Below are 16593 nucleotides of genomic sequence, written 5' to 3' on the forward strand. Positions count from 1 at the left end.
GCCTTTCGAGGCACACTATGGACAGTTGTACGGTGCCGGAACACCCCACCGGACCGAAGCCGGCGCGCACCAAAAAAGCGCATGCTGGCCTACAGCCCATGCCACGGGTTATCCTTACGGCTTATGTGTGCTTTCCCACAAGGATCGAAAGAAATGTCCGAGCCAGTAAAACTGCGCCCACACAACCAGGCCCATTGCAAGGATTGCAGCCTGGCCCCCCTGTGCCTGCCCCTGTCCCTCAACCTCGAGGACATGGACGCATTGGATGAAATCGTCAAACGCGGCCGCCCGCTGAAAAAGGGTGAGTTCCTGTTCCGCCAGGGTGACAATTTCGGCTCGGTCTATGCCGTGCGCTCCGGCGCCCTGAAAACCTTCAGCCTGAGCGACAGCGGCGAAGAGCAGATCACCGGCTTCCACCTGCCCAGCGAGCTGGTCGGCCTGTCCGGCATGGACACCGAGGCCTACCCGGTGTCGGCCCAGGCCCAGGAAACCACCTCGGTGTGCGAGATCCCGTTCGAGCGCCTCGACGAACTGTCGGTGCAACTGCCGCAACTGCGGCGCCAGCTGATGCGGGTGATGAGCCGCGAGATCCGCGACGACCAGCAGATGATGCTGCTGCTGTCGAAAAAAACCGCCGACGAGCGCATCGCTACCTTCCTGGTCAACCTGTCCGCGCGCTTCCGTGCCCGTGGCTACTCGGCCAACCAGTTCCGCCTGAGCATGTCGCGCAACGAGATCGGCAACTACCTGGGCCTGGCCGTGGAAACCGTGTCCCGCGTATTCACCCGCTTCCAGCAAAATGGCTTGCTCAAGGCCGAAGGCAAGGAAGTGCATATCCTCGATCCGATCCAGCTGTGCGCGCTGGCCGGTGGTGCGCTAGAGGTCTGATCCTGGCGTGAACAGGGTATACTGGCGCCTTGGTTTTTCCAGGATACCCGCCCCATGCACAGCGACACCTTCGACCTCAAAGCCCTGATCCGCCCGGTAGTGGACTTTCCCAAGCCGGGCGTGATCTTCCGCGACATCACGCCGCTGTTCCAATCGCCGCGCGGGCTGCGCTATGTCGCCGACCAGTTCATCGAGCGCTATGTCGAAGCCGAGTTCAGCCACATCGGTGCCATGGACGCGCGGGGCTTCCTGATCGGCTCGATCATCGCCCACCAGTTGAACAAGCCGCTGATCCTGTTCCGCAAGCAGGGCAAGCTGCCGGCCGACGTCTTGAGCGAGGGTTACCAGACCGAATACGGCGAGGCCTTCCTGGAGGTGCACGCCGACAGCCTTTGCGAAGGGGACTCGGTGCTGATCTTCGATGACCTGATCGCCACTGGCGGCACCCTGCTGGCTGCGGCCAACCTGGTGCGCCGCACCGGTGCCCAGGTGTTCGAGGCGGCGGCGATCATCGACCTGCCGGAGCTGGAAGGTTCGCGTCGCCTGCAGGCGGCCGGGGTGCCGACCTTCTGCCTGACCGAGTTCTCCCTCAGCGAATATTGAGTTCGCCTGCACATTGGTCGCGCCCCTTGCAGGAGCGGCCTTGTGTCGCGAAAGGGGCGCAAAGCGCCCCCAGCAATGTTGAGCTCAAACGGCCATAGCTTAAAAATCGCAAGACCTTTACGGGGCTGGGCCTTACAGCGAAATCGGCTTGCGCCCGGCGAAGGCGTGGGCCAGGGTCCCACCGTCGACCAGCTCCAGCTCCCCACCCAACGGCACGCCATGGGCGATGCGCGTGGCCGCCAGGCCTTTCTCGGCCAGCAGCTGGGCGATGTAATGCGCCGTCGCCTCCCCTTCCACCGTCGGGTTGGTCGCCAGGATCACCTCGCTGAAGGTAGCCTGCGCCTCGATCCGTGCCATCAACTGTGGAATGCCAATGGCATCAGGGCCCAGGCCGTCGAGCGGCGACAGGTGCCCCTTGAGCACGAAATAGCGACCACGGTAGCCGGTCTGCTCCACCGCATAGACATCCATCGGCCCTTCGACCACGCACAACTGCGTGTCGTCGCGGCGCGGATCGGCGCATTGCGGGCACAGCTCCTGCTCGGTCAGGGTGCGGCACTGGCGGCAATGACCGACGCCGTCCATGGCCTGGCTCAGAGCCTGGGCCAGGCGGGTACCGCCGCTGCGGTCGCGCTCGAGCAGCTGCAAGGCCATGCGCTGGGCGGTTTTCTGGCCAACACCGGGCAGGATGCGCAGGGCGTCGATCAGTTGGCGGATCAGGGGGCTGAAGCTCATGTATGCGGGCCTGCCAATTCAGGAATCAGAATGAACAAGGGAGCAACGCCCGCTGGGTCGTTGCTCCCCCTTATGACGCAAGCCGCCGATCAGAACGGCATCTTGAAACCAGGCGGCAGCTGCATGCCGGCGGTCATGCCGCCCATCTTCTCCTGGCTGCTCTGCTCGATCTTGCGCACGGCATCGTTCAGCGCCGCGGCGACCAGGTCCTCGAGCACTTCCTTGTCATCCGCATCGGTCGACATCAGGCTCTGGTCGATGCTAACGCGCTTGACGTCGTGGCGACCGGTCATCACCACGCTGACCAGGCCGCCACCGGACTGGCCGGTGACTTCCGCATTGGCCAGTTCTTCCTGCATCTTCTGCATCTTTTCCTGCATCTGCTGGGCCTGCTTCATCAGGCCGGCCATGCCACCTTTCATCATGGGGTGTACCTCGATTGGGTCATGTGATGCGGCCCGCCCCGTGGCCGGCCGCATGGTTATCCGTCATTGACCCTGGCTGACCAGGGCGTCTACCGGCTCAATAGTATCCTGTCGTACCGTCGCGCCGAACTGCCGAATCATCTGCTGGATGAGCGGGTCCTGCTCGATCGACACCTCGGCGTCGCGCTGGCGGTTGGCGCGCTTGCGCGCTGCAGCCTGGGCCGGGGTTTCCTGCGCGGGGCGGATCAACTCGATGCTCAGGTTGATGCTACGCCCCAACAGCTGGTTGAGCGCGTCGTTCAGGCGCCGTTGCTGGGTGGCGTTGAACAGCGCGCCCTGGCCTGGGTCCAGGTGCAGCAGCCAGTCGTCGCCCTCGGTGGCGATCAGGGTACAGTTGGCGGCGATGTTGCCTGTCATCCCAGAGACAGGCAACTGTGGGAATAATTCCAGCCATTGCAGGGCCAGACCGGTGGCCGGCTGAGCGGCGGGCAAGGGTTCGGGTGCCTGGGCGGGAGGCTCTTCCTGGACGTGCTCGGCGAGCTCGTCCAGGTAGCTGAAACCGGCCGGATCGCTGTCCGGGACGTAGTAGTCCTCATCGCCTGGCGGTTCGTCATCACGCTCCATGCCCGCCGGGCTGTAAGCGGACGGGTCGAACGGCGGCGCATCATCGTCGGGCTGGTAGTGCGCCGGTTCGGCGGCTGGGGGCTCAGGCTCAGGCGGCGGCTCGATAGCCACTGGCGCAGGCGCGGCGACAGGCTCTTCCCACGGCAAGTCGACGACTTCCTCGGCCGCTGCCGGCAGCGCCACCGGCTCGGCGACGGGCTCTGGCGGCGCTGGTTCGAGCACTGCGGGCACAGGCACCACTGGCACGGGGGCCGCTTCGACAACCTCGGCGGGCGCCGGCGCGGCCTCGTGCGCCACGGGGGGCGCGACGACAGCAGCCGTCGCTGCCACCGGTGTGGTTGGATCAGCTGTGGCCTGGCTGATCCCCACCGGCTTTAGCACCGGCTTCGGCGCATCGTCGGCATCGGCCGGACGGAACGCCAGCATGCGCAGCAGGACCATTTCGAAGCCGCCACGTGGGTCCGGCGCCAACGGCAGGTCACGGCGGCCGATCAGGCCCATCTGGTAGTAGAACTGCACGTCTTCGGCCGGCAGCGCCTGAGCCAGCGCCAGCACGCGGTCGCGGTCGCCCTGGCCGTTGTCGACGGCCTCCGGCAGCGCCTGGGCAATGGCCACCCGGTGCAGCACGTTGAGCATTTCCGAGAGCACGCCGTTCCAGTCCGGGCCTTGCTCGGCCAGGTCGCGCACCGCTTCCAGCAGCGCCCGGGCATCGCCCTCGAGCAGCGCCTGGAGCACGCCGTACACCTGGCCATGATCGAGGGTGCCGAGCATCGCCCGCACATCGGCCGCCAGCACCCGCCCTTCACCGAAGGCAATGGCCTGGTCGGTCAGGCTCATGGCGTCGCGCATCGAGCCGTCGGCGGCGCGCCCGAGCAGCCACAGGGCATCGTCCTCGAACGGCACGTTCTCGGCACCCAGCACGTGGCTCAGGTGCTCGACCACCCGCTCCGGGCTCATGTTCTTCAGCGAGAACTGCAGGCAGCGCGACAGGATGGTGGCTGGCAGCTTCTGCGGGTCGGTGGTGGCGAGGATGAACTTGACGTAGGGCGGCGGCTCTTCCAGCGTCTTCAACAAGGCGTTGAACGAGTGGCTGGAAAGCATGTGCACTTCGTCGATCAGGTAGACCTTGAAGCGCCCGCGGCTGGGGGCGTACTGCACGTTGTCGAGCAGTTCGCGGGTGTCCTCGACCTTGGTGCGGCTGGCGGCGTCGATCTCGATCAGGTCGACGAAGCGGCCCTCGTCGATCTCCCGGCACACCGAACAGGTGCCGCAGGGCGTCGAGGTGATGCCGGTCTCGCAGTTAAGGCACTTGGCGATGATTCGCGCGATGGTGGTCTTGCCCACGCCACGGGTACCGGTGAACAGATAGGCGTGGTGCAGGCGCTGGTTGTCCAGGGCGTTGATCAAAGCCTTGAGCACATGGGTCTGGCCGACCATTTCGCGGAACGAGCGCGGACGCCATTTACGTGCAAGAACCTGATAACTCATCAAAAAACCATCGTGACCGGAGCGGGCGGAAAGAGCGCTAATGCTAGCGGAGCGGGGCCAAAATTGCACCCTGCCGTTGTCGTCCAGGCGCAAGCCCGGGCAGACCGGCAAGGCGCAACGCCCTGCTACCCCGCCCGCCTACCCCTGCAGGCACCAGGCCAGGGCCCAGGCGCTGAGGAACAGCCCAAGGCCAAACACGCAGTGCGTCGCCAGGCTACGCAGGCAACTGCGCAGCGGCGCCGGGGTGTTCGCCGCGAAGTAGCCGGCGCCCAGAGCCGGTTGCACGACGCACAAGGGCACCAGCACGGTCACCGCCCCGACCAGCAACGCGGGCCACAGGGTCGGTGCGCGCAGCCAGGGCTGCCCGGCCACGGCCACCAGCAACAGGGCGAACGCCAGCCCGGTGGCGTAGTGGATCAGCCAACCCCAGCCCCGCTCGCCGCGCACTGGCGCGGCCTTGCCGATCGCCGCATGGCGCCAGCGCCCCTGCAGCAGATGCCCGGCCCAGCGGCCGATCATCGCGTAGTTCAGGGTGGTCACGCCCAGGCGCTTGAGCAGCCAGGTCCACAGGTCCATGAGCAGGGTCGCGCCGATACCGACCAGCACGATGGAGAGAGCAAGGAGTGAGGTAGTCATGGTAAAGCCCTTGGCAAGTTGACGAAAAGGTACCTGCCGAGCAGCATGCAAGTTGAAGTCAACTTCAAGTCAAGGGGATTAGCATGGACATCGCCGATGTCGCCCGGCGCACCGGGGTGCCTGCATCGACACTGCGTTACTACGCGAACAAGGGCCTGCTCAGGTCACTGGCTGGCCGCGGTCAGCGCCGGCAGTTCCCAGCCGACACAGCAGAACGCCTGGCACTGATCGCCCTCGGCCAGGCAGCCGGGTTTTCCCTGGACGAGGTGGCGGCGATGCTCGTGGAACAGCAGGTCGACCGGCAGATGCTGCTGGCCAAGGCCGACGAGATCGACCGCAAGGTCCGACGCTTGCAAGCCATGAGCAAGGGGTTGCGCCATGCAGCGGCCTGCCCCGAGGCGCATCACCTGCACTGCCCGACATTCCAGCGCTTGGTGCAGGTATCGGCTAGCCAGGGCAAGCGCGGCAGGTCAGCCGCCAAGGCCTGAAGCCTGCTCGGCGATGGCTGGCGGCGACTTCGCCGGTATCGCGGGGCGCTGCCGCGCCCCATCCAGCAAGCCTCAGTAGCCGTGCAACTCGCGAAACGGCTGGCCCTTGTGGTAGTCGATCCACTCCTGCACGTCATACGGCAGGTACAACTGCCGGCGCGCCCGCGACAAGGCGATATACACCGCGCAGATCCGCGCATCGAAGGCGTAGGCATCCTTGAAGCGCTGGGTGGTCATCAACTCCGGGGTCAGCAGCACCTGGTCGAACTCCAGCCCGCCGGCCTGCTCGGCCTGCATCAGGGTAAGGCTGCCGCGGCGATCCGCGACCCGGGCATCGAGCAGGGTCAGGTCGGCCAGTTTGAACCCGGCCTCCAGGCGCGCCTCGACCCACTGGAACGACGCATCGAAGCGCTCCGACTCACGCACCTGGGGCCAATCGAGCAGATGGGCAAAATAACCGTGCTGGCCCTCGGCATCCGGCCCCGTGGCATGGAACGCCGACCTGAACAGGCTGATCGCCGTGGCCATGAAGCGGCGCATGTCGGGCCAGTCGGGGAAGTTCAGCTGGCAATTGCAATCGATCAGCTCCATGGCCCAGCGCATCGTGTCCCAGCGCGAGGCGGTCAGCACCACGCAGCCCTCGGGCGGCACGAAGCCTTCAGGAAAATGCTCGATCCCGACATCCACAGCGTCCGCCGCTTCGAAGGCCACCTTGGATTTTTGCGAGTGCACGCCAATCAAGGGGTTGATCAGGCGCTCGACCTTGCGCCCGGAGCGCACGGCAAACGCCATGTCCTTGTGCCGCACCTGGCGCTCGCGGCGCACCACCTCGCCGCTGGCCTTCTGGTATTCGTCACCCAGGGTGATCAGCACCTGGCGACCGCGCTCGATGGTTTGCAACAGCGACGCTGGTACATCCTGGCTCTCATCGATGATCACATGGCTGAAACGCCCGGGCACGCTGCAACCGGCCAGACTCGCGCGCTTGATCAGCAGCAGCGCCTCGAAGCCGGTCTGCGCGCCCCAGGCCGGATTCGCCTGCAGGTAGCGCCACAGCCGGCTGGCATACTCCAGCAGCACCTGCGCGTCGAGGGCCGACAACGCCTGGCGAAAGAACGGCAAGTGGCGGTTCGACAGGCTGTAGTCGCGTGACTCGCAGTAGCGCTGCAGTACTTCCAGGCAGATCTCCAGGGCATGCTCGGCATCGTACTGGCGCAGCCCGACGATGCCCAGCTCTTCGGCCAGGCGGCGCTTGCCCGGCCCCCGCGGCGAGGCCTTGGCCGCCGGCGGCCTGGCCTCCTTGAGCAGCGCGTGGGCGAACTGGCCGAAGGTCATGCCGACCTTGGCCTGGGCATCCAGCCCCATGCGCTGGCGCAGGGCACCGAGCTTGGCCGGCGTGCGCGCCAGGGCCAGCACCCGCCCCCGCGGCAGGCAGTCCATCAGCGCGCCGAGCAGGTAGCTCTTGCCGATCCCGGCATAACCTTGCACATGCAGATCTTCATCGAGGTTGGCGCGCACCACCTTGAGCAGCTTGTCCTGCTCGACGGTCAGCCAGCGCTCCTTGTCGAAGCCCGTGGTCACCTGCTGGCTGAACGGGTTGCCGTCTTGCTGCAGACGGATACGGAAAGCGAAATCCCACTTGCCGTCCGCCAGCAGGTAGGCCCGCGCCTGTACCTGTTCGGCATCGAGCAGGCGCAGGCGCGAGCCTTTGATCACCTCGAGGCCAAAGTACAGCTTGCGCGCATCGAACAGCCGGCGTGCCTCCGACAACAGGCCGACATCGGCCGAATGCGGCCCGTCCACTGCCCAGGCCAGCAACCGGCCCAGCACCTTCTCGGCGGCCAGTGCATCGACCTTGCCGCCCTGGGCCAGGTTCTGGATCACCAGCAAGGCGGCAAGTTCGGGGTCGCTCAGGGCCTCGAGCGCAGGCGCGCCTTCGGCCTGCAACAGCCCCTGGCAGACCTCGGCGGTCACCGGCAGGTAGACCGGACGGGAGAAGTCGAAGTGTTCAGGCTGCATGAGGGCGCAGGTTCCGGGCAATCATTCAGGATTCGCCGGGCTCGACGCTCAGCGCGAAGCGGTAGGCGCCGAGCGAGCCGGCCATGTCGGCGCATTGGCTGCCCGGGCGAGGCTCGGCCAAGGCGTCATCGAGCTCGTGCAAGGCCAGCTCGAGCAACTTGCGCAGATCGCGGGCATTGTTCGCCGAGACCTGCAGGTGCAACTCCAGTGGCGCGGCGCTGGGCGTCATGCTGGCCGGCGGGGTTGCCTGCTCGAGAATCCGCTCATGCTCTTCTTCCATCTGGTCGAGCACCTGCGACAGCTCCAGCACGCGCTCGGGCTGGGCGGCCATCTGGTCCTTGATTTCCAGGCGGCGCAATTGCCACTCACGGATTTTCTGGCGGGTGAGGTCGTCGACATGTTCCACGGTCGCTATCTCCTGGCCGAACGGACTGACACGATGGGATGCATGATAAAGCGCCGCGCACGCTTGTGCAGGTGTAAAACGATGCGAGGAAAGGCGTCGAGCGGGGTAGGAAAGGCGGCGCACCGGAAAATGCCTACGCCCAAAATGGAGGCGGCCCCACCAGCCACACCCCGGCACTCGATGTTCCCGCTATGGCTGCTCCCTTCCGGGCCTGACCAGGTTAACGGGTAATCAATGCGGGGGGACCGATGGGGCCACCACGACGGCTCGCCAAGTGACGAGCCGCGCCATTGTACAGCGCCAGAGCGAAGTTACAACCTTTGATCGTGAAAAAACCATCATTTCTCAAGGACTTGCCCCGCGATAAAGCCAGCGGGCTCAGACGCTGATGCCGCGCTCCGCCAGGAAGCCCACGAATGCCTCCTCGTCCATCACCGCAACGCCCAGCTCAGCGGCCTTGGCCAGCTTGGAGCCGGCGCCGGGGCCGGCGACCACGCAGTGGGTCTTGCCGGACACCGAGCCTGCCACCTTGGCCCCCAGGCTTTCCAGCTTGTCCTTGGCGATATCGCGGCTCATGCGCTCCAGGGTACCGGTCAGCACCCAGGTCTGGCCGGCCAGGGGCAGGCCCTCGGCGCTCTTCTTCTCGCACGACCAGTGCATGCCGAAGTCCAGCAACTGGGCCTCGATGGCACGGGCCAACTGCTGGTTGGCCTCGACCTTGAAGAACTCGCGCACGCCGTCAGCCGCCTTGGTATTCAAGGCCTGGCGCAGGTCGATGCCGTCGGCGGCAATGATCTTGTCCAGGGTGCCCAGCTTGTCGACCAGCTTCTCGGCCCCGGTTGGCCCCACCGATGGGATATCGAGCTTGGCGAGCATGCCGGCCAGGGTGGTGCTGGCCGCGAACTCGGCTGCCAGCTCGCCCTCCTCCTGCAACTGCAGGCCGCTGTCGAGCAGTTGCCTGATCACCGCGCGGTTGTGCGCGTCCTCGAAGAAGTTGTGGATCTCGTGGGCGACTTCCAGGCCGATGTCCGGCAGGTAGGTGAGCACTTGCGGCAAGGCCACCTGCACCCGCGCCAGGCTGCCCAGCGAGCGTGCCAGCACCTTGGCGGTTTCCTCGCCCACGTCGGGGATGCCCAGGGCGTAGATGAAGCGCGCCAGGCTCGGGCGCTTGCTGGCTTCGATGGCCTCCAGCAACTTGCGGCTGGAGACCTCGGCGAAACCTTCGAGCGCGACCACCTGCTCGAACGCGAGCTGGTAGAGGTCGGCCGGCGAGCGAATCAGGTTCTCATCGACCAACTGCTCGACGCTCTTCTCGCCCAGGCCGTCGATATCCATGGCCCGGCGCGACACGTAGTGGATGATCGCCTGCTTGAGCTGGGCAGCGCAGCTCAGGCGCCCGACGCAGCGGTACACCGCGCCTTCGCTGGTGGTTTCCTTGCCCTTGCTGCGCTTGACCAGCTGGGTGCGCTCGACCTGCGAGCCGCACACCGGGCAACTGCTCGGCACCTCGACCGCGCGGGCATCCGCGGGGCGCCGCTCGAGCACCACCTGCATCACCTGGGGGATCACGTCACCGGCCCGGCGGATGATCACCGTGTCGCCAATGCGCAGGCCCAGGCGGGCGATCTCGTCCATGTTGTGCAAGGTGGCGTTGGACACCGTGACCCCGGCGACCTTGACCGGCCTCAGGCGGGCCACCGGGGTTACCGCACCGGTACGGCCGACCTGGAACTCGACATCGAGCACCTCGGTGAGCTCTTCCATGGCCGGGAACTTGTGGGCGATGGCCCAACGCGGCTCACGGGCGCGGAAACCCAGCTCGCGCTGCGCGGCCAGGGCGTTGACCTTGAACACCACGCCGTCGATCTCGTAGGGCAGGTCGTTGCGACGGGCGCCGATATCGCGGTAATAGGCCAGGCACTGCTCGATCCCCGCGGCGTGGCGCAGCTCGCGGCTGATCGGCAGGCCCCAGGCCTTGAGCTTCTCGAGAATGCCGATATGGCTGTCGCCGAACGCCTCGGACACCTGACCGACGCCATAGCAGCAGAACTCCAGCGGGCGGCTGGCGGTGATCTTCGAGTCCAGCTGGCGCAAGCTGCCGGCGGCGGCGTTGCGCGGGTTGGCGAAGGTCTTGCCGCCGGCTTCGGCCTGGGCGGCATTGAGCCGGTCGAAACCGGCCTTGCTCATGTACACCTCGCCTCGCACTTCCAGCACCGCCGGCCAGCCTTGCCCCTGCAACTTCAGCGGGATGTTGCGCACGGTACGGACGTTGGCGCTGATGTCCTCGCCGGTGGTGCCATCACCGCGGGTAGCCCCCTGCACCAACTGCCCATCACGGTACAACAGGCTCACCGCCAAACCGTCGAGCTTGGGCTCGCAGCTGTAGTCGACGGCGGCTCTTGCGGCGAACAAATCGTCACCTGGCAGGTCGAGGCCCTCGACCACGCGTCGATCGAAGTCGCGCAGGTCATCTTCCTCGAAGGCGTTGCCCAGACTGAGCATGGGGATTTCATGACGAACCTGGCTGAATGCCGCGAGCGCCGCGCCACCGACGCGCTGGGTCGGCGAGTCGGGCGTCACCAGGTGCGGATGCTCGGCCTCCAGCGCCTTGAGCTCTTTGAACAGGCGGTCATATTCGGCGTCCGGCACACTGGGCTCATCGAGCACGTAATAGCGGTAGTTATGCTGATCGAGCTCGGCACGCAACTCATGGATTCGGGATTCGGCGTTCATTCTTCGTCTTCTCTTGCAAAGCAAAAGAGCAGCCCCAGGCTGCTCTTTTGCTTGAATCATCACGAAATGGGCCGAGGCAAGGCCCACTCGCTCGGGTACATCAGCGTTTCTGGGTCAGTGCGCGGCGCTCGAACTCGACGATGCGCTGGCGGTAGTGCTCGATGGTCTGGGCGGTCAGCACGCTGCGCTGGTCGTCCTTGAGCTCGCCATCGAGTTCATGGGCCAGTTTGCGGGCAGCGGCGACCATCACGTCGAACGCCTGCTTGGGGTGACGCGGGCCCGGCAGGCCGAGGAAGAAGCTCACGGCGCGGGTGCTGAAGTGGTCGATGTCGTCCAGGTCGAACACACCCGGCTTGACCGCGTTGGCCATGGAGAACAGCACTTCGCCGTGACCGGCCATGCTCTCGTGGCGGTGGAAGATGTCCATGTCGCCGAAGCGCAGGCCGCTTTCCAGGATGTTCTGCAGCAGGGCCGGCCCCTTGAAGCCGCCTTCGTCACGGGAAATCACGCTGATCACCAGCACTTCCTCGGCGGGCGGCAGTTCCTTGGCCGGGGTGCTGGCTGCCGCGAAGCTGGCGTTGCGCTTGCTGTCGGCGGCGAGCTCGTCGCTGCCTTCGTCGAACAGGTCGGGCTCGCGCGGCTCGGCGGCCAGGTTCAGGTCACCCTGCTGCGGCTCGCTGTTGCTGCGCTTGCCACGCTTGGCGGCCTTTGCCGGCTTGGCTTCGCGCTCACGCTCGCGTTCACGGGCAGGCGCGCTCACCGACGGCAGGTCGCTTTCGTCCAGCTCGGGCTCTTTGTGGGTGTCCAGCACACGTGCAGGGCCAAGCACCTCGGCGCTGCCCTCGTCGTCCGGAACGTTGGCGTAGCTACGGTCCAGGCGGAACTTCAACTTGCCCTTGCCGCCGCGCATGCGGCGCCAGCCGTCGAAAAGAATACCGGCGATGACAATGATGCCGATGACGATCAGCCACTCGCGCAGACCGATTTCCATGTAATCCCGTGCCTCTATAAAAAATATGCTTGAAAACAAAGGCTTCAAAGGCCTTTAACACGTGGCGCCAACTCTATGTTCTGACAGGCGTTTTACCCACGCAAAAAACAAGTGACATAAAGCTAGCACGACCAAAGGCAACTTTACACCGTCTGTCGCATCTGCCGCGGAAATTGCCTACAAGATCGAGCCCTTTCATACACCTCATGTGTCAACCATGGCCATGGCCTCTTCCACATCAACTGCAACAAGACGTGAACAGCCCGGCTCGTGCATGGTCACCCCCATCAGTTGATCGGCCATCTCCATGGCGATCTTGTTATGGGTGATGTAGATGAACTGCACGGTTTCGCTCATTTCCTTCACCAGCCGTGCATAGCGGCCGACGTTGGCGTCGTCCAGCGGCGCGTCGACCTCGTCGAGCATGCAGAACGGCGCCGGGTTCAGCTTGAAGATGGCGAACACCAGTGCCAGTGCCGTCAAGGCCTTCTCGCCGCCGGACAGCAAATGGATGGTGCTGTTCTTCTTGCCCGGCGGGCGCGCCATGATCGTCACCCCTGTATCGAGTAGATCTTCGCCCGTCAGTTCCAGATAAGCGCTGCCGCCACCGAAAACTTTTGGGAAAAGTGCCTGTAATCCGGCATTTATCTGATCAAAGGTATCCTTGAAGCGGTTACGGGTTTCCTTGTCGATCTTGCGGATGACGTTTTCCAGGGTGTCGAGCGCCTCGACCAGGTCGGCGTCCTGGGCATCCAGGTAGCGCTTGCGCTCGGACTGCTGTTCGTACTCCTCGATGGCCGCCAGGTTGATCGCGCCCAGACGCTGAATACGCACCTCGAGTTGCTCCAGCTCCTGCTCGGTGCCTTGCTCGCTGGCATCGGCTTCGAGCGTGGCGAGCACGCCTTGAAGATCGTAGCCGTCGGCCAGCAATTGTTCCTGCAGGGTTTTGCGCCGTACATCCAGCCCCTGGGACTCCAGGCGCTGTTGCTCCAACTGGCCACGCAGCAACTGCGATTGCTGTTCGGCCTGGGTGCGGCGGCGTTCGGCATCGCGCAGTTCGCGGTCGGCCTCGTCCATGTGCAGGCGGGCCTGGCGCATCTGCTCGTCGACACTCATGCGCCGCTCGAGCAGTTCCTCGAGCTTCAGGCGCAGCTCTTCCTGCGGCGCCTCGCCTTCCTCCAGGTTCAGGTTCAGCTGTTCCTGACGCTCGCTCAGGCGCGCGGCCTGCTGTTCCAGGCGTTCGAGGGCCTGGCCAGTGGAATCGTGCTGGGCGCGCAACGAACCCAGGCGCACGGCCAGCTGGTGGGCGTGATCCTTGTGCTGGCGAGCTTCCTGGCGAATCCGGTCGAGGCCTTCGCGCAGCGTATCGCGGCGCGCCATCAAGGCTTCGCGCTGCTCGGTGTCCTGGGCCATCAGGTCGAGGGCGTCCTGCAGCATCAGCCGCGCCTCGCCCAGTTGCTCGTGCTCGACGGCGCGCTGCGCCTGCAGTTCGGCCAGCTCTTCCTGCAAACGCCGCCGCCGCAGCTCGACCTGCTCGGCCCGGGCCTTGCCGGCGGACAGGCGCGCCTTGAACTCGCCGTGCTGGCGGCTTTCGTCCTGGCTGCGCCGGCGCAGTTGCTCGCGTTGCGCCTCCTGCTCGCGCTGTCGCTCGCGCAGACGCAGCAGCTGCTCATCCTGCTGCTCCAGCAGGGCTTGCTGCTCCAGTTGCTCCTGGCCCAGGCGCTCGATTTCCTGAGCCCGGGCCAGCACGCCGCCCTGGGCCTCGCCGCCACGACTGACCCGCAGGAAATGGCGCCCAACCCAGTAACCGTCGCGGCTGACCAGGCTTTGCTCACCGCTCAGCGTGGCGCGCAAGGCCAGGGCCTGCTCCAGGGTTTCCACCGGCTTGACCTGGCCCAGCCAGGGCGACAGGTCGGTAGGTGCCTCGACTTTGTCGAGCAGGCTGCCGGCCATCCGCGCGCCCTCGCCGGCGGCCAGCAACAGGCGCAGCTCACCCTGCTCCAGCGTGGCGAAGTCGAGGTTGTCGAAGCCCTCGAGCAACACCGCTTGCAGGTCGGCGCCGAGCACTGCCTCTACCGCCAACTCCCAGCCTGGCTCGACCCGCAGGCCCTGGGCCAGGCGCGGGCGCTGCTGCAAACCTTGCTCGCGCAACCACTCGGCAGCGCCCACGCCTGGCTCGAGCGCGGCTTGCTGCAGGGCCTCCAGCGAGGCCAGGCGGCCACCGCGGCGCTGCAAGTCACCCTGCTGTTGCTGCTGGGCCTGGGCGGCCTGCTGCAACTGCTCGCGCAGCGCCTCGAGGCGCTCGACCACCTGCTGCTCCTGCAACTGCAGGTCTTCGAGCAGCAACTCGCTGCTGGCCAGCTGTTCGGCCACCTCCAGCAGCTCGGCGCCCTGCGGATCACCCTCCAGCTGCTCGCCCTCTTCCCCCAGCTTGCGCTGGCGCTCGGCCAGGCGCTCCAGGCTGGCCTCGAGCTGGGCCAGGCGTGCCTGCTGCACCTCGGCCTGGCGACGCGGCTCGGCGGAGCGGGTATTGAAGCTGTCCCATTGCTCCTGCCAGCCGTGCATGCCCAGCTCGGCCTCCTCCAGCGTCGCCGCCGCTTCCTCGGCAGCGGCCAGGGTGAGTTCCTGCTCCGGCTCGAGCAGCGCCAGTTCTTCGTCCAGGGTCGCCAGCAAGGTGCGGTCGTGTCCCAGGTGCGATTCGGTTTCCAGGCGGGTGCGCTCGGCTTCCTTCAGGTCGTCCTGCAACTGGCGCAGGCGTTGCTGGCCATGCTGGATGCTCTGCTCGACCCGGGCGATATCGCCGGCCACCGAATAGAAGCGGCCCTGCACCTGGTTGAAACGCTCGGACAACTCGTGGTGGCCATCGCGCAGGCGCTCGATGCTGGCGTCGGCGTTGCGCTGCTCGGCCACCAGCGCCTCGAAGGCGATCTCCTGGTCGCCAATGACCGTCTCGCGCTGGCGCACCCGCGCATCCAGCTCACGCCAGCGCAAGGCCGACAGGCGCGCCTTGAGCTGGCGCTCCTGGGCCTTGTACTCGCGGTACTTCTCGGCGGCCTGGGCCTGGCGGTGCAGACGTTCGAGCTGGCGCTCCAGCTCCTCGCGCAGGTCGGTCAGGCGCGCCAGGTTTTCCTGGGTGCGGCGTATGCGGTTTTCGGTTTCGCGGCGGCGCTCCTTGTACTTGGAGATCCCCGCCGCTTCCTCGATGAAGTTGCGCAGTTCCTCGGGCTTGGCCTCGATCAGCTTGCTGATCATGCCCTGCTCGATGATCGAGTAGCTGCGCGGGCCCAGGCCGGTGCCGAGGAAGATATCGGTGATATCCCGGCGCCGGCACTTGGTGCCGTTCAGGTAATAGGTGTTCTGGCCGTCACGGGTGACCTTGCGCCGGATCGAGATCTCGGCATAAGCGGCGTACTCGCCCACCAGGCTGTTGTCGCTGTTGTCGAACACCAGCTCGATGCTCGCCTGGCTGACCGGCTTGCGGCTGGTGGAGCCGTTGAAGATGACGTCGGTCATCGACTCGCCACGGAGGTTCTTCGCCGAACTCTCGCCCATCACCCAGCGTACCGCATCGATGATGTTGGACTTGCCACAGCCATTGGGGCCGACCACCGCCGCCATGTTGCTGGGGAAGTTGACGGTGGTCGGGTCGACGAACGACTTGAACCCGGCCAGGCGAATGCACTTCAGGCGCATGGCGTCAGGCTCGCGCCAGCGCCGCCAGCACCAGCTCGCAGCTGCGCTGGCAATAGGCGGTGAGGACCTCGCGGATGCGCGGCAGGTCGCGGGCGACCACCGCCTCGAGCAGGCTGGCGAACAGGGTGAGGTAGTCGACCATGCTGGCCTGGCGCTGGTCGAGGGCCAGGTAGTAGGCACGGCTCATGGCCGGCTGCAGGTTCTCGACGGTCTCCTGCAGGTACGGGTTGTTGGCGAACGGATAGGCCGCGCGCATCACCGCGAAGCTGTCGGCGACGAAGGCCTTGATGTCCTTGCCGGCATGGGCCTGCTGCAAGCGCTGCTGGATCTCCAGGAACGGGCGCAGGTCGCTGTCGCTGCGCCAATGCTCGGCGACGGCGTTGCCCAGCAGGATGTAGAACTCGCCCATCAGGGTGCACAGGCTGCGCACGCTGTTTTCGTCCAGCTCGGTCACATGGGCGCCACGGCGCGGCAAGATCGCCACCAGGTGGCGACGCTCGAGGATCAGCAGCGCCTCGCGCACCGAGCCGCGGCTGACGTTGAGGGCCTGGGTGACCTTCTGCTCCTGGATGCGCTCGCCGGGTGCGAGTTCGCCGCGGATGATCCGCTCGGCCAGGTAGTGGGCAATTTGCTCGGAGAGGCTGTCCGGCGCCTTGAACGTCATGGTTTTCCTTCGCGATCTGGGTAGCTGTGCACAAGGGCGCGATTGTAGCGCACTTGCCCTGCGCTCGCGCAGCGCGACGAGGTGCTTTGTGCGACCGTCGGGTCGAGCGTGGGCCACGCCGCGAACTATGCTTGGGAAAAGGCGCGATGAGGCGGTCGGGAAAGGGCTCGAGCAAAATCTTGACCTTTGAGTCAGAAAAT

At 65.9% G+C, this 16593-nt stretch carries 13 protein-coding genes and 1 other RNA gene; 3 read left to right on the plus strand and 11 right to left on the minus strand.

From position 1 onward, the window contains the following. The first annotated feature begins 153 nt into the window (after positions 1-153). Together fnrA and NJG22_RS18420 are read left to right on the plus strand one after the other, a co-directional pair. The gene (gene fnrA, locus NJG22_RS18415) at positions 154-888 is read left to right on the plus strand and encodes a Crp/Fnr family transcriptional regulator FnrA (protein WP_023630845.1); all 735 of its coding nucleotides are present in this window, start codon (positions 154-156) and stop codon (positions 886-888) included. A 54-nt stretch (positions 889-942) separates the two neighbouring features. Continuing rightward, positions 943-1491: an adenine phosphoribosyltransferase gene (locus NJG22_RS18420; protein WP_028692867.1), complete on the plus strand. Its 549-nt coding sequence runs from the start codon at positions 943-945 to the stop codon at positions 1489-1491. A 132-nt stretch (positions 1492-1623) separates the two neighbouring features. On the opposite strand, the gene recR is transcribed toward NJG22_RS18420, so the two are convergent. From recR to NJG22_RS18440, 4 genes are all read right to left on the minus strand, one after another. After that, positions 1624-2226, minus strand: a complete 603-nt coding sequence (gene recR, locus NJG22_RS18425; protein ID WP_253096504.1) for a recombination mediator RecR — start codon at positions 2224-2226, stop codon at positions 1624-1626. Between the two features lie 89 nt (positions 2227-2315). Then, positions 2316-2651: a YbaB/EbfC family nucleoid-associated protein gene (locus NJG22_RS18430; protein WP_253096505.1), complete on the minus strand. Its 336-nt coding sequence runs from the start codon at positions 2649-2651 to the stop codon at positions 2316-2318. Between the two features lie 63 nt (positions 2652-2714). Next, entirely contained in the window at positions 2715-4763 is a 2049-nt protein-coding gene (gene dnaX, locus NJG22_RS18435) for a DNA polymerase III subunit gamma/tau (RefSeq protein ID WP_253096506.1), read from the minus strand. 138 nt (positions 4764-4901) lie between these two features. Beyond that, positions 4902-5399, minus strand: a complete 498-nt coding sequence (locus tag NJG22_RS18440) for a DUF2938 domain-containing protein (protein ID WP_253096507.1) — start codon at positions 5397-5399, stop codon at positions 4902-4904. Between the two features lie 83 nt (positions 5400-5482). Between NJG22_RS18440 and NJG22_RS18445 the strand changes: the two genes are divergently transcribed. Further along, positions 5483-5887 carry a helix-turn-helix domain-containing protein gene (locus NJG22_RS18445; protein ID WP_253096508.1) on the plus strand — a complete coding sequence of 135 codons (405 nt, stop codon included), beginning with the start codon at positions 5483-5485 and terminating at the stop codon, positions 5885-5887. Positions 5888-5959: 72 nt separating this feature from the next. On the opposite strand, the gene NJG22_RS18450 is transcribed toward NJG22_RS18445, so the two are convergent. The 7 genes from NJG22_RS18450 to NJG22_RS18480 form a co-directional block, all read right to left on the minus strand. Beyond that, complete coding sequence (locus tag NJG22_RS18450; RefSeq protein ID WP_253096509.1) at positions 5960-7906, minus strand: hypothetical protein; 1947 nt, start codon at positions 7904-7906, stop codon at positions 5960-5962. Positions 7907-7931: 25 nt separating this feature from the next. After that, on the minus strand, positions 7932-8312 hold the full coding sequence (locus NJG22_RS18455; RefSeq protein ID WP_253096510.1) for a hypothetical protein: 381 nt from the start codon (positions 8310-8312) through the stop codon (positions 7932-7934). 154 nt (positions 8313-8466) lie between these two features. After that, positions 8467-8563: signal recognition particle sRNA small type (gene ffs, locus NJG22_RS18460), an RNA gene on the minus strand. 127 nt (positions 8564-8690) lie between these two features. Further along, positions 8691-11045 (minus strand): NAD-dependent DNA ligase LigA, encoded by a 2355-nt coding sequence (gene ligA / locus NJG22_RS18465; protein WP_253096511.1) that lies wholly within the window; start codon positions 11043-11045, stop codon positions 8691-8693. Positions 11046-11145: 100 nt separating this feature from the next. Beyond that, positions 11146-12036 (minus strand): cell division protein ZipA, encoded by an 891-nt coding sequence (zipA, locus tag NJG22_RS18470; RefSeq protein ID WP_253096512.1) that lies wholly within the window; start codon positions 12034-12036, stop codon positions 11146-11148. Between the two features lie 204 nt (positions 12037-12240). Beyond that, entirely contained in the window at positions 12241-15729 is a 3489-nt protein-coding gene (gene smc, locus NJG22_RS18475) for a chromosome segregation protein SMC (protein WP_253096513.1), read from the minus strand. A 4-nt stretch (positions 15730-15733) separates the two neighbouring features. Further along, entirely contained in the window at positions 15734-16393 is a 660-nt protein-coding gene (locus tag NJG22_RS18480) for a GntR family transcriptional regulator (protein WP_217853675.1), read from the minus strand. Positions 16394-16593: the final 200 nt, after the last annotated feature.

It is taken from the genome of Pseudomonas sp. VA159-2, from assembly GCF_024126635.1.
In the GTDB taxonomy this organism is placed as follows: Bacteria; Pseudomonadota; Gammaproteobacteria; order Pseudomonadales; family Pseudomonadaceae; genus Aquipseudomonas; species Aquipseudomonas muyukensis.

Excerpts from the sequence above, each read along its gene's own strand:
- fnrA (WP_023630845.1), top strand. The coding sequence starts at position 154 with ATGTCCGAGCCAGTAAAACTGCGCCCACACAACCAGGCCCATTGCAAG.
- NJG22_RS18420 (WP_028692867.1), top strand. The coding sequence starts at position 943 with ATGCACAGCGACACCTTCGACCTCAAAGCCCTGATCCGCCCGGTAGTG.
- recR (WP_253096504.1), bottom strand. The coding sequence starts at position 2,226 with ATGAGCTTCAGCCCCCTGATCCGCCAACTGATCGACGCCCTGCGCATC.
- NJG22_RS18430 (WP_253096505.1), bottom strand. The coding sequence starts at position 2,651 with ATGATGAAAGGTGGCATGGCCGGCCTGATGAAGCAGGCCCAGCAGATG.
- dnaX (WP_253096506.1), bottom strand. The coding sequence starts at position 4,763 with ATGAGTTATCAGGTTCTTGCACGTAAATGGCGTCCGCGCTCGTTCCGC.
- NJG22_RS18440 (WP_253096507.1), bottom strand. The coding sequence starts at position 5,399 with ATGACTACCTCACTCCTTGCTCTCTCCATCGTGCTGGTCGGTATCGGC.
- NJG22_RS18445 (WP_253096508.1), top strand. The coding sequence starts at position 5,483 with ATGGACATCGCCGATGTCGCCCGGCGCACCGGGGTGCCTGCATCGACA.
- NJG22_RS18450 (WP_253096509.1), bottom strand. The coding sequence starts at position 7,906 with ATGCAGCCTGAACACTTCGACTTCTCCCGTCCGGTCTACCTGCCGGTG.
- ligA (WP_253096511.1), bottom strand. The coding sequence starts at position 11,045 with ATGAACGCCGAATCCCGAATCCATGAGTTGCGTGCCGAGCTCGATCAG.
- zipA (WP_253096512.1), bottom strand. The coding sequence starts at position 12,036 with ATGGAAATCGGTCTGCGCGAGTGGCTGATCGTCATCGGCATCATTGTC.
- smc (WP_253096513.1), bottom strand. The coding sequence starts at position 15,729 with ATGCGCCTGAAGTGCATTCGCCTGGCCGGGTTCAAGTCGTTCGTCGAC.
- NJG22_RS18480 (WP_217853675.1), bottom strand. The coding sequence starts at position 16,393 with ATGACGTTCAAGGCGCCGGACAGCCTCTCCGAGCAAATTGCCCACTAC.